Genomic DNA, 12,594 nt, shown 5'->3' with positions numbered 1-12,594 from the left:
CTCACATCCCCATGATGCGGGCGAGCCTGGCATAGCCGTCGCCCAGCCCCGTCGCCTCGTCCTTGGCCTGTTTCAGGAAGGCCTCGAGCTCGGGGTTGAGGCGGATCGCCTCGTCGACCTCGGCGGAGGCGCCCTGGCGATAGGCGCCGAGGCGAATCAGCTCCTCCATGTCGGCATAGGTCGCGAGCGTGGCACGAGCCTTATGCACGACCGGATAATAGGCGGGGTCGCAGGAGCGCGGCATGGTGCGCGAGACCGATTTCAGCACGTTCACCGCCGGATAGCGGCCGCGTTCGGCAATGCCGCGTTCCATCACGATGTGGCCGTCGAGAATGCCGCGCACCGCGTCGGCGACCGGCTCGTCATGGTCGCCGCCATCGACGAGCACGGTGAACAGGCCAGTGATGGCGCCGTCGCCGGTGCCCGGCCCGGCGCGTTCGAGCAGGCGGGGCAATTCGGCGAAGACGGTGGGCGTATAGCCCTTGGTGGTGGGCGGCTCGCCGGCGGCGAGGCCGATTTCACGCATCGCCATGGCGAAGCGGGTGACCGAGTCCATCAGGCACATCACCTGCAGGCCCTGATCGCGGAAGAACTCGGCCAGCGCCAGCGTCGTCAGCGCCGCCTGCTTGCGCATCAGCGCCGGTTCGTCCGAGGTCGCGACGACGACGACCGAGCGGGCGAGTCCGTCCGGCCCGAGGTCGTCCTGCAGGAATTCCTGTACCTCGCGGCCGCGCTCGCCGACCAGGCCGATGATGTTGACGTCGGCGCGGGCATAGCGGGCGAGCATCGAGAGCAGCACCGATTTGCCGACGCCGGAGCCGGCGAAGATGCCCATGCGCTGGCCGAGGCAGCAGGTCAGGAAGGTGTTGAGCGCCCGCACGCCGAGATCGAGCGGCGGGCCGACGCGGCGCCTCGCATGGGCCGGCGGCGGGTCGTTGCGGAACGGGATTGTCCTCTCGCCGAGCGGGAGGGCCGGGCCGCCATCCACAGGCCGGCCGAGCGCGTCGACGACGCGGCCGAGCCAGGCCGAGGTCGGGCGCAGGCCCGGCACCGTACGCTCGACATAGGCGGGGCAGCCGCGTCGGACGCCGTCGAGCCCGCCAAAGGGCATGACCAGGGCCTTGTCGCCCGAAAAGCCGATGACTTCGCAGGGAATCCGGGTGCCGGCGGCGATTTCGATGCCGACGCGCCCGCCGAGGCTCATCGCCGAGATCGGCCCGGAAACCTCGACCATCAGGCCGCGGACGGCGGTGACCCGGCCATAGACGGTCGTGCCCTCGATGCCACCGATGATGGCAGCGAGGTGGGAAAGCCGTTCGGGATCGCGTTGCGCACCGCTCATGATGCCTGCCGTCAACCTTTCATTTACCTCTGTGATTAACACTGCGTTTCGAAGCTATGCCGCTGGGAGGTGCCGTTTTCGGGCAAATCCTCGGGGCGAGCTTCCGCGAAGGGCGCTTTCGCGGCTGAAGCCAGATCGATCCGTGTCAAATTCGACTCACCTCGACAAGGATCGTTAGCTTTCTCCGAAGAAGCGCTTGCGCCCGGGAATCAGGGTTTGTTAACCATTTCCCCGTAGCGTGTCGCGTGGCGTTTCATCAGGCAAGCTTTCGCCGTCCAGGGCCGTGGGGGTTCGGGGCGGAGTCAATTCGGATCGCTGGCCTCGGGGCGAAATTGGGGACGTGACATGCGGGTTCTGCTGATCGAAGACGATAGCGCAACCGCCCAAAGCATCGAGCTGATGCTGAAGTCAGAGAGCTTCAACGTCTACACGACGGACCTGGGCGAAGAGGGCGTCGATCTCGGCAAGCTCTACGATTACGATATCATCCTGCTCGACCTCAATCTGCCCGACATGTCCGGCTACGAGGTCCTGCGGTCCTTGCGCGTCGCCAAGGTCAAGACCCCGATCCTGATCCTCTCCGGCCTCGCCGGCATCGAGGACAAGGTTAAGGGCCTCGGCTTCGGCGCCGACGACTACCTGACCAAGCCGTTCCACAAGGACGAGCTGGTCGCGCGCATTCACGCCATCGTCCGCCGCTCGAAGGGCCATGCCCAGTCGGTGATCACGACCGGCGACCTTGTCGTCAATCTCGACACCAAGACGGTCGAGGTCGATGCCCAGCGCGTCCACCTGACGGGCAAGGAATACCAGATGCTGGAGCTGCTCTCGCTCCGCAAGGGCACCACGCTCACCAAGGAGATGTTCCTCAACCATCTCTATGGCGGGATGGACGAGCCCGAGCTCAAGATCATCGACGTGTTCATCTGCAAGCTGCGCAAGAAGCTGGCGAACGCGTCCGACGGCAAGAACTACATCGAGACGGTCTGGGGCCGCGGCTATGTGCTGCGCGAGCCGTCCGACGCCGAGGAACGCATCCCGGCCTGAAGTTCGTCATCAGCGTGTCATCACCGGCACGCTACAGGAAAGTCGCCTGATCGTCGGATGTACACGACAGGTGAACGGGGACCCCGCCGAGAGGCGGGGTTTTTGTTTGGCGCCTTGCGCAAGAGGCTCGTGGGATCGAGACGGAAGGTCCGCGCAGCGCGGGCCGCGTCAGCTCAGCGGGACGAAGCTGCGCGCCGGAGAACCCGCCGGGCCCGCGGGCTCGGGGCGCTGCGTCGCCCGGCTCGCGGCGTCGCGGTAAAGGCCGCGATGGAGAGGGTCGGGCACCAGCGTCGTGGTGATGCCGATGACCGTCTCGGCTGCGCCGAGAATGAAGGCGCCGTTCGGCGCCAGGCGCTGGGAAAGCGCCGCCATCACCCGCGCCTTGGTCGGCACGTCGAAATAGATCAGGACGTTGCGGCAGAAGATGACGTCGAACTGGCCGAAATGGGTGCTCGATTCCAGCAGGTTGTGCTGCTTGAGCTCGACCATGGCGCGGACACGGTCATCGACGCGCCATTTGTCGCCCTCCTGACGGAAATATTTGAGCAGGAGCTGGATCGGCAGGCCGCGCTGGACCTCGAACTGGCTGTAGAGGCCCTGGCGGGCCTTCTCGAGCACCTCGGTCGAAATGTCGGTGCCGAGGATTTCGATCTTCCAGCCGGCGAGGCGCGGCGCTGCCTCGTCGAGGATCATCGCCAGCGAGTAGGCCTCCTGTCCGCTCGATACGGCGGCGCACCAGATGCGCAGCTGCCGGCTCTGGGCATTGGCGGCGAGCTTCTCGGGCAGGATGACGTCCCGGAACAGGTCGAAAGGCGTCCTGTCCCGGAAGAACAGGGTCTCGTTGGTCGTCATCGCTTCGACGACGGCGTTCTCCAGCTCGCGGCCGGGCTCTCGGCGCAAGGTCGCGACAAGCGCGCTGATGCTCTCGATGCCGCGGCGCCGGCAGAGCATGCCGAGGCGGCTCTCGACGAGGTAGCCCTTCTCGGCGCTGAGATGCAGGCCGGAGCGGACCTGGAGCAGGATGCGCAGGAAATCGAAATCCTGTTCCGTCATGCGCCGTGGCCTCCGCCGACGAGGGCGCGAATGGCCGGGCCGATGTTGGCGAGCGGGATGATGGCGCTGGCATGGCGGGCCCGGACGACGGAACCCGGCATGCCCCAGATGGTGCTCGACGCCTCGTCCTGGGCGATGACGGCTGCGCCGGCGCGCCGCAGCGCGGCCGCGCCCTCCGTGCCGTCGCTGCCCATGCCGGTCATCACCAGGCCGAGGGCTGCGGGCCCGAGATGACGAGCAGCCTCGTTGAACAGCACGTCCACCGCCGGGCGGCAGAAGCGCACCGGCGGCCCGTCGCTGACATTGGCGACGATATGGCCGAGCTTGCGCTCGATGCCGAGATGGCGCCCGCCGGGCGCGATATAGACGGTGCCGCGCGCCAGCCGCTCGCCGTCATAGGGTTCTCGTGCGGGAATCCCGATCTGGGTTGCGATCTGATCGGCGAAGGAGGCGGTGAACAGCGGCGGCATGTGCTGCACGACCAGCGTCGTCAGATGGTGCACGGCGTCGCCGAGATCGGACAAGACGCGGGCGACCGCACGCGGACCGCCGGTGGAGGCGCCGATCACCAGATAGCGGGGCACGACCGAGACCAGCGGCTTGAGATCGACCACGCCGACCGGGGGTAGGGCGAGCGGCATGGGCGGCTCGGCGTCGGCTGGAGCGGTCCGCCCGCGGGATTGCTCGATGCTGGCAAGCTTGCCTAGGAACTCGCTTCGAAAATCGAGCGACAGGGTCAGGCCGCTGCGGCTTTCCGGTTTCGGCAGGACATCGACGGCGCCCATCGTCATGCATTGCAAGGCGAGGCGGGCATTGCGCTCGGTCAGCGTCGTCGTCATCAACACGGCGCTGCCGGGGCTCTCCTTGACGAGGCGGGGCAGGGCGGCGACGCCGTCGAGGCCAGGCATGTCGATGTCGAGCACGACGATGTCCGGGTGATAGCGGGCAGCATGCTCGATCGCCATCTCGCCATCGCCGGCGACGGCGACGACGTTGAACTTGCCGCTTTCGCCAAGCCAGCGCGCAAACAGCCCGCGCACGACGACGGAGTCGTCGACGATCATCACGGTACTGAGCCGTGTGCTAGGCTGGGGCATCGGGCTCGCGGTCAGCATCGAGGGCGCTTGTTCGAAGGAGGCTCGCGGTGTCCGAGAGGGCGCCGCGGAGGCATCACGTCAGAGCAGCCCCACCTGATGGAACTTCGACGCGACGATCTCCTTGTCGAACGGCTTCATGATGTACTCGTCGGCGCCGGCATGCATGGCGCGGGCGATATGGGCGATGTCGTTCTCGGTGGTGCAGAACACGACCTTGGGGCGCTTGCCGCCGGGCATCTGCCGGAGATTCCTCAGGAAGTCGTAGCCGTCCATGATCGGCATGTTCCAGTCGAGCAGCACCGCGTCGGGCATCTCGCCGCGGCAGGCGTCGATCGCGCGCGCGCCGTCCTCTGCCTCGGCGATACGGAACTGCAGGCCCTCGAGGATCCGGCGGGCGACCTTGCGGATGACGGCGGAGTCATCGACCACGAGGCAGTACTTCATTTCGGTTCTCCAGAGAGGCGGCTGCTCAGGCGGCGACCGGCAATTCGATTCTGAGGATGGCATCGACGTCGAGAACGACCAACAGGCGATCTTGGAGACGGTGCACGCCCTTGGCGACACCGGCCCAGCTCCGGTCGAGGTGAATCGGGACGGGCTCGAAGGTCGAACGTTCGAGGCGCATCACCTCGCCGACCTTGTCGACGATGAGTGCGAAGGCCTCGCCACCTTGGTCGATGCCTACGGCGACGAGCTCGCGCTCGCCGTCGCCGGGCGAAGTGGGGGCGGAAGGCTGGCCCATGCGCTCGCGCATGCTAATGGCGGTGACGATGCGACCGCGCAGATTGAGCAGGCCGACGATCTCGCGTGGCGCCAGCGGCACCGGCGTGATGCGCGTGGCGATGAAGACGTCCTGGACGCGGCCGATCGGTAGGCCGAGCAACTGCTCGTCGATGAAGACGGTGACGTAGTCGAGCGAGTCCTCGAAGCCGGATTCGTCGGCCTCGTCCCTGGAGACTATCGTGCTCATGCCGCTTGCCTCTGTGCCCGGCACTCGGCCAGCTCCGCGATCAAGGCGCGGCGGTCGAATTTGGTGACGACCTCGTCGAAGCGGGCCTGTGCCGCGGCGAGGTGCAATTCGGGGGTCGGCAAAGTCGACAGCCCGATGATCCGCAGGCCGGCATGCCTCGGCTCGGCGCGGAGGCGGGCCGCAAGCGCCAGGCCGGCAGCCGGATCGCGGTCCAGATCGAGCACGACCGCTGCAAGATCGGCATGGCCGGCGGCGATGCCCGCCGCGACCCCGATGTCGGCGCTCTGGCTGACCCGCATGCCCGAGGCCTTGAGCACCGGCAGCAGCATCTCGCGCAGGAAGTCGGAAGGCTCGATCAGCAGCACATGCGGCGCGTCGGCGAGGGTCGCATCGCGGCGGCTGCGCAGCCAGTTGGCGTTCGCCTTCGGCAGATAATGGGCGAGATCGAGGATCTCGGTCGCGCGGCCGCGGATGATCGCCGAACCGACCACACCTTGTTCGGCCATGGCGACCATCTCGATGTCGAGCGTCTCCTCGACGATGTCGACGATGGCATCGACCGCGAGCGCCATGGTGAAGTCGCCATCCGAGAAGATCACCAGCGGCTGCAGGCCGCTGGCCCGGATCTCGACGCCCTCGACGGGCACGATCGGCATCAGCCGGCCGCGGTAGTTGAGCAGGGAACGCCCGCCGCCGCTTTCGAAGATTGCGGCATCGACCTCCTCGAGCCGGGTCACCAGTGCCAGCGGTACGGCCTTGAGCCGGTTCGCTCCGGCCCGGAAGACCAGCATGGTGGTCCGCTCGGCAGCGGTGGCGACGTCACCGGCCGTGCCGGGGAGGGGGCCGTCCTGGCCGGCGGTCAGAGCCCCGACCAGGCGCGCGACGCCGTTCGGGTCGATGATCAGCACGACGGCGCCGTCGCCCAGGATCGTATTTCCGGAGAAGAGCGGAATGTGCCGCAGCTTCGTCGACATCGGTTTGACGACGATTTCTTCGGTGTGGAACACCGAGTCGACGAGGATGCCGAACTGGCGCTCGCCGACCTGCGTCACGACGATGAAGCCGTCCTCCAGCGAGGCCGTGCCGCGGTCCATGACGCCGGCGAGCGCGATGATCGGCAGCAGCCGGTCGCGCAGGCGCAGCACCGGCGAATCGTTGATGCTCTCGATGCGGTGCTCGCTGCCCGCCTTGACCCGCACCAGTTCGCGCACGACGACCTGGGGAATGGCGAAGCGCTGCGCGCCCGAGGCGACGATCAGCGCCGAGACGATGGCCAGCGTCAGCGGGATCTTGATGGTGATCGCCGTGCCGGCTCCGGCGATGCTGGCGATGTCGACGACCCCGCCGATCGCGTCGACATTGACCTTGACGACGTCCATGCCGACCCCGCGCCCGGAGATCGCGGTTATGTCCTCGGCGGTGGAGAAACCGGGGTGGAAGACGAAGCGCAGGACCTGCGCCTCGCTCATCTTCTCGAGCTCGGCCTCGCTGGCCAGCCCTTTCTGCAGCGCCTTGTTGCGGATGCGGGCGACATCCATGCCGCGGCCGTCATCGGCGATGGCGATGGTGACCGCGCCGCCCTCGTGATAGGCCGAGACGCGGATCGTGCCGGCTTCCGGCTTGCCGAGTGCCAGCCGCTCCGCCGGCGGCTCGATCGCGTGGTCGGCGCAGTTGCGCACCATATGGGTCAGTGGATCCTTGATCTGGTCGAGGATCTGGCGGTCGAGTTCGGTGTCTTCGCCCTCCATCACCAGCTCGATCTTCTTGTCGAGATCCGTGGAGAGGTCGCGCACGATGCGCGGCAGTTTCGACCAGGCGTTGCCGATCGGCTGCATCCGGGTCTTCATCACGCCGTCCTGCAGCTCGGCGGTGATCAGGGAGAGGCGCTGCAGCGGCGCCTTCAGCCCGGCATCCTCCTGCTGACGCGCGATCTCGAGAAGCTGGTTGCGGGTCAGCACCAGCTCGGAAACCATGGTCATCAGGTGTTCGAGCGTGTCGACATTGACGCGTAGCGTGGCCGGCCCGACGGGACGCGTCGCCTCTTCGCTGCCAGCCGCGCGCGGCTGGTCAAGCGGGCTCGGTGCCGCCCTGAAGACCAGGTCGATATCGTCGGACTTTGTGTCGCTGGCAGGCCTGTTCTCGGCCGCCGATCTGGCGAGGTAGGCCGCGACCGGGTCGAGGTCAGCGGGTCCCTCGCGGCTCGCCAGTTCCTGCTTGGCCTTGGCGGCCAGGGCACGCAACTGGCCGATCAGAGGCTCGTCATTGCCCGGCGGCTCCTGCCCCTTCTCGGTCAGCTCGGCCATGATCTCCTTGATCTGGTCGATCGTCTCGAGGATCGCGGTGACGGCGGTCGAGGAGACCGAGGCGCCGTCGCGGAGCTGGCCCATCACCGATTCCGCGGCGTGGGTCAGCGCCTCCAGGCGCGGCAGGCCGATGAAGCCGCAGGTGCCTTTGACGGTGTGAACCAGCCGGAAGATGTTGCGCAGGATATCGGTGTTGTTCGGTTCCTGCTCGAATCTGACGAGCTCGCGATCGACCGTGTCGAGATGCTCGCCGGTCTCGCTAAGGAACTCTTGCAGCAACTCGTCCATGCGAGGACCGTTCACTCACGCCACTGATGCCGCCGGGATTGTGCGGGCGAAGGGTTTATGATCGGTTGAGAACGCCCGGAAAAACGGTGTTTCCGAGCGCTTGCCCTTTGGTTTTTCGAGCGTTTCGGCTCAGGCCTGATCGGCGGAGATGCTGACGGTGTCGCCCTCGATGCTGAAGGCTATCGCCATTCCGGCCGCGCGGGCGACCATTCCGGTATAGACCGGCTGCACGGCATGGGCGTCGATCGCGCCACTTTCGGAGCGGCCGGCGATGAGGTCCTCGACATGGGCGGGAATGCGGGCATGCGAGCCGGTCGCAGTGATCCGGAAGGTGCCCTGCTCGCCAGTGACCGTGGTACGGCAGGTGATCTTGCCGCCGCGCGGGATCGCCTGCGTCGCCAGCACCAGCAGGTTGAGGACGAGCTTGACCTGGTTCTTCGGCAGCAGGGCGCGCGGCGCCTCCCAGTCGAGCGAGAGCTTCTCGTCGTTGAGGAAGCCGTTGGCGACGTTGCCGGCATCGCCGAGGTCGATCATCGCTCCGGCGGAGCCGGCCGCGCCGAAGGCGAGGCGGGCGAACTGCAGGCGGGCGGAGGCATTGCGGGCGCTCTTCTTGATCAGGTCGAGCGCGAATTCCTTCATCGAGGGATCGTCCTCCTCGAGAACCTCGAGCGCGTTGACGATGGCGCCGACCGGGCTGATCACGTCATGGCAGACGCGGCTGCACAGAAGCGCTGCCAGATCGAGCGGCTCGAGCGTGATGGCGGTCATGATCTGGTCCTGGGTCACAAGGGGGCAGCGCCACCGGCGCCGGCATAGGTGTCGCAGAATGCGCGAGTCTGGTTTGCGGGAAGTTAAGCATAAGAGCCGGGGGCGAATAACTTCGGCCAGCATGTCCGCCCGGGATGGCGGCCAGAAGGCGAGCCGGCTTTCCCTTTCTCCTGCAATGCACTAGGTGGTTATCTCTCGCGCAGCGTGTCCGACATGGGCTGCGGGTAGGCTCGGAAACCATGACGATTGCTCCCGACGATCCGCTGCTCGACGACCGGGACCGGCTTGCCGGCCTCCTCGGCGAGGCGGCGCGGCGCAGCGCGGCGGTCCTGCTCGCCAAGCGTTCGGCCCGCGACGTCAAGCTCAAGCCGGACGGCTCGCCGGTCTGCTCGGCCGACATGGCTGCCGACGAGGCGGCGAAGGCGGCGCTGGCGCAACTGCTGCCCGATTTTCCGGTGATCAGCGAGGAGAGCGTCGGCGAGATCGAGGTCGCGCCGGTCTTCATCCTGCTCGACCCGCTCGATGGAACGCGCGAATTCCTGGCGGGCGGCGACAGCTATTGTGTCTGCATCGCCATCATCTGCGCCGGCCGGCCGATCGCGGGCGCGATCGCCGCGCCGGGTCTCGGCCGGCTCTGGTATGGCGGCGAACGCGCTTTTGCGCAGCCGCTGGGGCCGGATGCGGCGCCTGCCGGCGCTCCCGTCATGATCCAGGTCAGGGCCGAGCCCGCGGCCGGGCCACGCATGCTGGTCAGCCGGTTCCATGGCGATCCCGTCAGTGCCGGAATCGCCGCCGCGATCGGCGACGGCGAGGGGGCCCCGGTGTCTTCGGCGGTGAAGTTCGGCCTGATTGCCGCCGGCGAGGCCGATCTGCATGTCCGCTGCGGCACGACCATGGAATGGGATGTCGCCGCTGGGGAAGCGATCCTGGACGCAGCCGGCGGTGTGGTGCGGACCCTCACCGGCGCGGTAACGGCCTATGGCTGCAGTGAGCGGGCCTTCCGCAATCCGCCTTTCGTCGCGGCGGGCAGCGAGGACCTCGCGGCTCGCGCCATCGCGCAGGCCCTCTGCAGCCCCTCCGCCTGAGGCTCAGCGGGCGATCTGCCGGGCCACGGCCGGCCAGTTGATCTGCGCCTTCTCTTGCAGGCCCGCATCGGCCAGGAAGCGGCGGCGGCTCTCTTCATCGCGGAAGAAGAACAGCTGGTTGCCGATGAGCGCGAAGCGGCGCGGATCGGCATCGGCAGCATAGCCATCGGCGACCGCACTGGCGTCGAAGCCGGCGAAGCGCGGCTCGTAGAGCGCGGGAGCGTCGAGGAAGGCGTCGCGATTGGCGGCGCTGGCGAAACGCCAGACGGCCCCGGCATGGGTCAGCTCGTGCTCGGGCAATCCCGGCATCGGCTCGCCGAGATGGTAGGCGACAGGATCGAAACCGGCGAGTGCGATCGGCGAGCGCGTGCTGCGCATCATGGTTTCGCCGATGCCGGGCAGGTCGGGCAATCCGGCCGGCAGGGACCGGGCCTGGTCCTGTCCACGGGCCGCGCCGACAGACAGCGCAAGCACGGCTCCGATCAGGGCGAGGATGTGCCGATTTTGCCTTGCTGCGGCCTTCATTGCCGGAAAATCCTCGGAAATGCGTCGTCGCGCGCGGCAGGCGGGCGGTTGTTCACCGCTTGGATACATATGCAGGGTATCCAAGCAGTTACCGTAATCGCGTGGAATCGACGCGTATTGGCGCACTTCTGCGCCGCCGCCGCCCGGATCGAAGGCAGAATGCCTGGCGCCCGGGCCGGCCTGGAGACGATGTGATGAACCAAACCCGCCGCAACCTGCTGGCTGCCGCGCTCCTGCTCGCGGCCAGCGCCGCGAGCGTAGTCAGCGCTCCTGCTGCCGCTCAGCAGAACTCCTTCTCGCAGAACGAGCTGGTCACCTCCGGCCATCAGTTCTTCGGCAATGTCTCGCGCGGCTTCGCGCTCACCGTCGAGGAGGCGGTGCGCCGCTGGGGTGAGCCCAACGGCTATGTGCTCGGCCAGGAGGCGTCCGGCGCCTTCGTTGGCGGGCTGCGCTATGGCGAGGGCACGCTGTTTACTCGCAATGCCGGTGACCGCAAGGTCTTCTGGCAGGGGCCCTCGGTAGGCTTCGATTTCGGCGGGGAGGGCGCCCGCACGATGATGCTGGTCTACAACCTGCCGAGCGTCAGCGCGCTGTACCAGCGCTTCGCGGGCATCGACGGCTCGGTCTACTTCGTCGGTGGCTTCGGCTTCACGGCGATGGCCGCCGAAGGCGTCACGCTGGTGCCGATCCGCACCGGTGTCGGCTGGCGGCTCGGCGTCAATCTCGGCTATCTCAAGTTCACGCCGGAAGCGACCTGGAACCCGTTCTGAGCAGTCGAGCTGCCGTTACTGGAATTGTGCTTTCGATCATGGCAAGCTGACTTTTCGGGCGTAGTCTAGAATGGAGCTGCCAGCCTTGATCGAAGCCGTCATGCTCGTTGCGCTCGGCTTCCTGGCTGCCAGTCTGCTTGCGCTCGCGGCGCTGCCGGCTCTGGCGCGGCGGGCTGATCGGCTGGCGCGAAGGCGGGCCGAAGCGGCATTTCCGCTGTCGCTGGCGGAGATCGCAGCCGACCGCGATCATTTGCGGGCCGAGCTCGCCATGCGCGAGCGGGCGCTCGAGCAGCGGGCGGAGAGCGGCTTTGCCGCCAAGGCCGGCGCGATGACCGAGGTCGGCCGGCGCGACATGGCGATCAGCCGGCTCGAGCGCGATCTTTCCGATCATCGCAAGCGCATCGAGGGCCTCGAAGCGGATCTGACGCAGACCCGGCACGATCTTGCCCTCACCCGCGAGGAACTCGCCCGCGAGAGCGCCGGTCACCGGACCACGCAGGCGACACTTTCGGAGCGGGTCGACGATCTTGCTGCGCTGGAAGAGCAGCTCGCTGAGACGCGGACCGCGCTCGGCGGTACCGGTGCCGACCTTGCGGCGCGCAGCCACGAACTCGCCGAAAGCAGGGAGACGAACGGTCGGCTCGAAACGCTCCTGGCGGAGCGCGAGGCGGAACTGGGGGCGATCCGGATTTCGCATGACGGCCAGCGTGTCGCATTGGTCGAGGCCGGCACGCAGCGCCTGACGCTGGAGACGAAGCGCGACGAGCTTGCGTCAAGGCTGGCCGCGAGCGAGAAGGCGCTGGCCGAGGTGAGGACGTCGCTGGCGGCGATGAAGATCGACCGCGACAGCGAGCGCCTGCGCGCCGACGCCGTCACCGGTCGCGCCGTCGAAGCCGAGGCCGCACATGCGGCGGCCGATGCCAATGCCGTCAAGCTCGGAGCCGAGATCGTCAGGCAGGAGGCCGCAGTGAAGCAGGGATCGGTCGAGCTCGCCGAAGCACTCAGCCGGATCGCGACCTTGGAGAAGCAGCTGGAAACCGCCGCGGCCGCCAAGGCCGAGCTCGAGCAAGGGCTGGCGACAGAGGCCACGCGGCAGCGCGAGACCATGCGCGAGCGCGACGAGACGATCGAGGCGCTGCATGGCGAGGTGCTGACCCTGCGCGGCGCGCGCGATCAGGCGCGGGCCGATCGGGCCGGGCTGAAGCGCGAGCTTGCGACGCTGCGGCGCCAGGGCGGCACGGGCGACAAGGCCGACGAGACCGCCTTGCGCCAGGAGATCGTCAGGCTGGCCGACACCTTGCTGGCATCGGCCGAAAGCCGCGAGGCGGCGGAGTAGGCCGCGCCCT

General features: G+C 67.7%; 12 protein-coding genes. 4 read left to right on the top strand and 8 right to left on the bottom strand.

The window, feature by feature from the left end; genetic code table 11:
* Window position 1: 1 nt before the first annotated feature.
* The gene (gene fliI, locus AC1REK_RS09240) at window positions 2-1,342 is read right to left on the bottom strand and encodes a flagellar protein export ATPase FliI (protein WP_492268282.1); all 1,341 of its coding nucleotides are present in this window, start codon (window positions 1,340-1,342) and stop codon (window positions 2-4) included.
* A 345-nt stretch (window positions 1,343-1,687) separates the two neighbouring features.
* Between fliI and ctrA the strand changes: the two genes are divergently transcribed.
* Entirely contained in the window at window positions 1,688-2,389 is a 702-nt protein-coding gene (gene ctrA, locus AC1REK_RS09235; protein ID WP_291633241.1) for a response regulator transcription factor CtrA, read from the top strand.
* A gap of 168 nt (window positions 2,390-2,557) precedes the next feature.
* Here the strand turns inward: ctrA and AC1REK_RS09230 are convergent, their stop codons facing one another.
* The 6 genes from AC1REK_RS09230 to chpT all read right to left on the bottom strand — a co-directional run bounded on the left by AC1REK_RS09230 (window position 2,558) and on the right by chpT (window position 8,868).
* Window positions 2,558-3,442 carry a CheR family methyltransferase gene (locus AC1REK_RS09230; protein ID WP_492268283.1) on the bottom strand — a complete coding sequence of 295 codons (885 nt, stop codon included), beginning with the start codon at window positions 3,440-3,442 and terminating at the stop codon, window positions 2,558-2,560.
* On the bottom strand, window positions 3,439-4,539 hold the full coding sequence (gene cheB / locus AC1REK_RS09225) for a chemotaxis-specific protein-glutamate methyltransferase CheB (protein ID WP_492268284.1): 1,101 nt from the start codon (window positions 4,537-4,539) through the stop codon (window positions 3,439-3,441). The genes AC1REK_RS09230 and cheB overlap by 4 nt, the downstream gene beginning before the upstream one ends.
* 78 nt (window positions 4,540-4,617) lie before the next feature.
* Window positions 4,618-4,983 carry a response regulator gene (locus AC1REK_RS09220; protein WP_066470969.1) on the bottom strand — a complete coding sequence of 122 codons (366 nt, stop codon included), beginning with the start codon at window positions 4,981-4,983 and terminating at the stop codon, window positions 4,618-4,620.
* A 25-nt stretch (window positions 4,984-5,008) separates the two neighbouring features.
* Complete coding sequence (locus AC1REK_RS09215) at window positions 5,009-5,509, bottom strand: chemotaxis protein CheW (RefSeq protein ID WP_492268285.1); 501 nt, start codon at window positions 5,507-5,509, stop codon at window positions 5,009-5,011.
* On the bottom strand, window positions 5,506-8,100 hold the full coding sequence (locus AC1REK_RS09210) for a chemotaxis protein CheA (RefSeq protein WP_492268286.1): 2,595 nt from the start codon (window positions 8,098-8,100) through the stop codon (window positions 5,506-5,508). The genes AC1REK_RS09215 and AC1REK_RS09210 overlap by 4 nt, the downstream gene beginning before the upstream one ends.
* A gap of 129 nt (window positions 8,101-8,229) precedes the next feature.
* A complete protein-coding gene (gene chpT / locus AC1REK_RS09205) occupies window positions 8,230-8,868 on the bottom strand; it encodes a histidine phosphotransferase ChpT (RefSeq protein WP_316016851.1) in 639 nt (212 codons plus the stop codon).
* Window positions 8,869-9,107: 239 nt separating this feature from the next.
* Here chpT and AC1REK_RS09200 point away from each other — a divergent pair, with 239 nt between their 5' ends.
* Window positions 9,108-9,953 (top strand): 3'(2'),5'-bisphosphate nucleotidase CysQ family protein, encoded by an 846-nt coding sequence (locus tag AC1REK_RS09200; RefSeq protein WP_316016850.1) that lies wholly within the window; start codon window positions 9,108-9,110, stop codon window positions 9,951-9,953.
* Between the two features lie 3 nt (window positions 9,954-9,956).
* On the opposite strand, the gene AC1REK_RS09195 is transcribed toward AC1REK_RS09200, so the two are convergent.
* Window positions 9,957-10,604, bottom strand: a complete 648-nt coding sequence (locus tag AC1REK_RS09195) for a YHS domain-containing (seleno)protein (protein ID WP_492268287.1) — start codon at window positions 10,602-10,604, stop codon at window positions 9,957-9,959.
* 68 nt (window positions 10,605-10,672) lie between these two features.
* Between AC1REK_RS09195 and AC1REK_RS09190 the strand changes: the two genes are divergently transcribed.
* Window positions 10,673-11,248 carry a DUF1134 domain-containing protein gene (locus AC1REK_RS09190; protein ID WP_492268288.1) on the top strand — a complete coding sequence of 192 codons (576 nt, stop codon included), beginning with the start codon at window positions 10,673-10,675 and terminating at the stop codon, window positions 11,246-11,248.
* Window positions 11,249-11,333: 85 nt separating this feature from the next.
* Entirely contained in the window at window positions 11,334-12,584 is a 1,251-nt protein-coding gene (locus AC1REK_RS09185; RefSeq protein WP_492268289.1) for a hypothetical protein, read from the top strand.
* Window positions 12,585-12,594: the final 10 nt, after the last annotated feature.

The organism is Allobosea sp. GW823-FHT02B03 (assembly GCF_058797755.1).
Note: the sequence above shows the minus strand (reverse complement) of the source record. Positions and strands in the feature narration are given on the sequence as shown.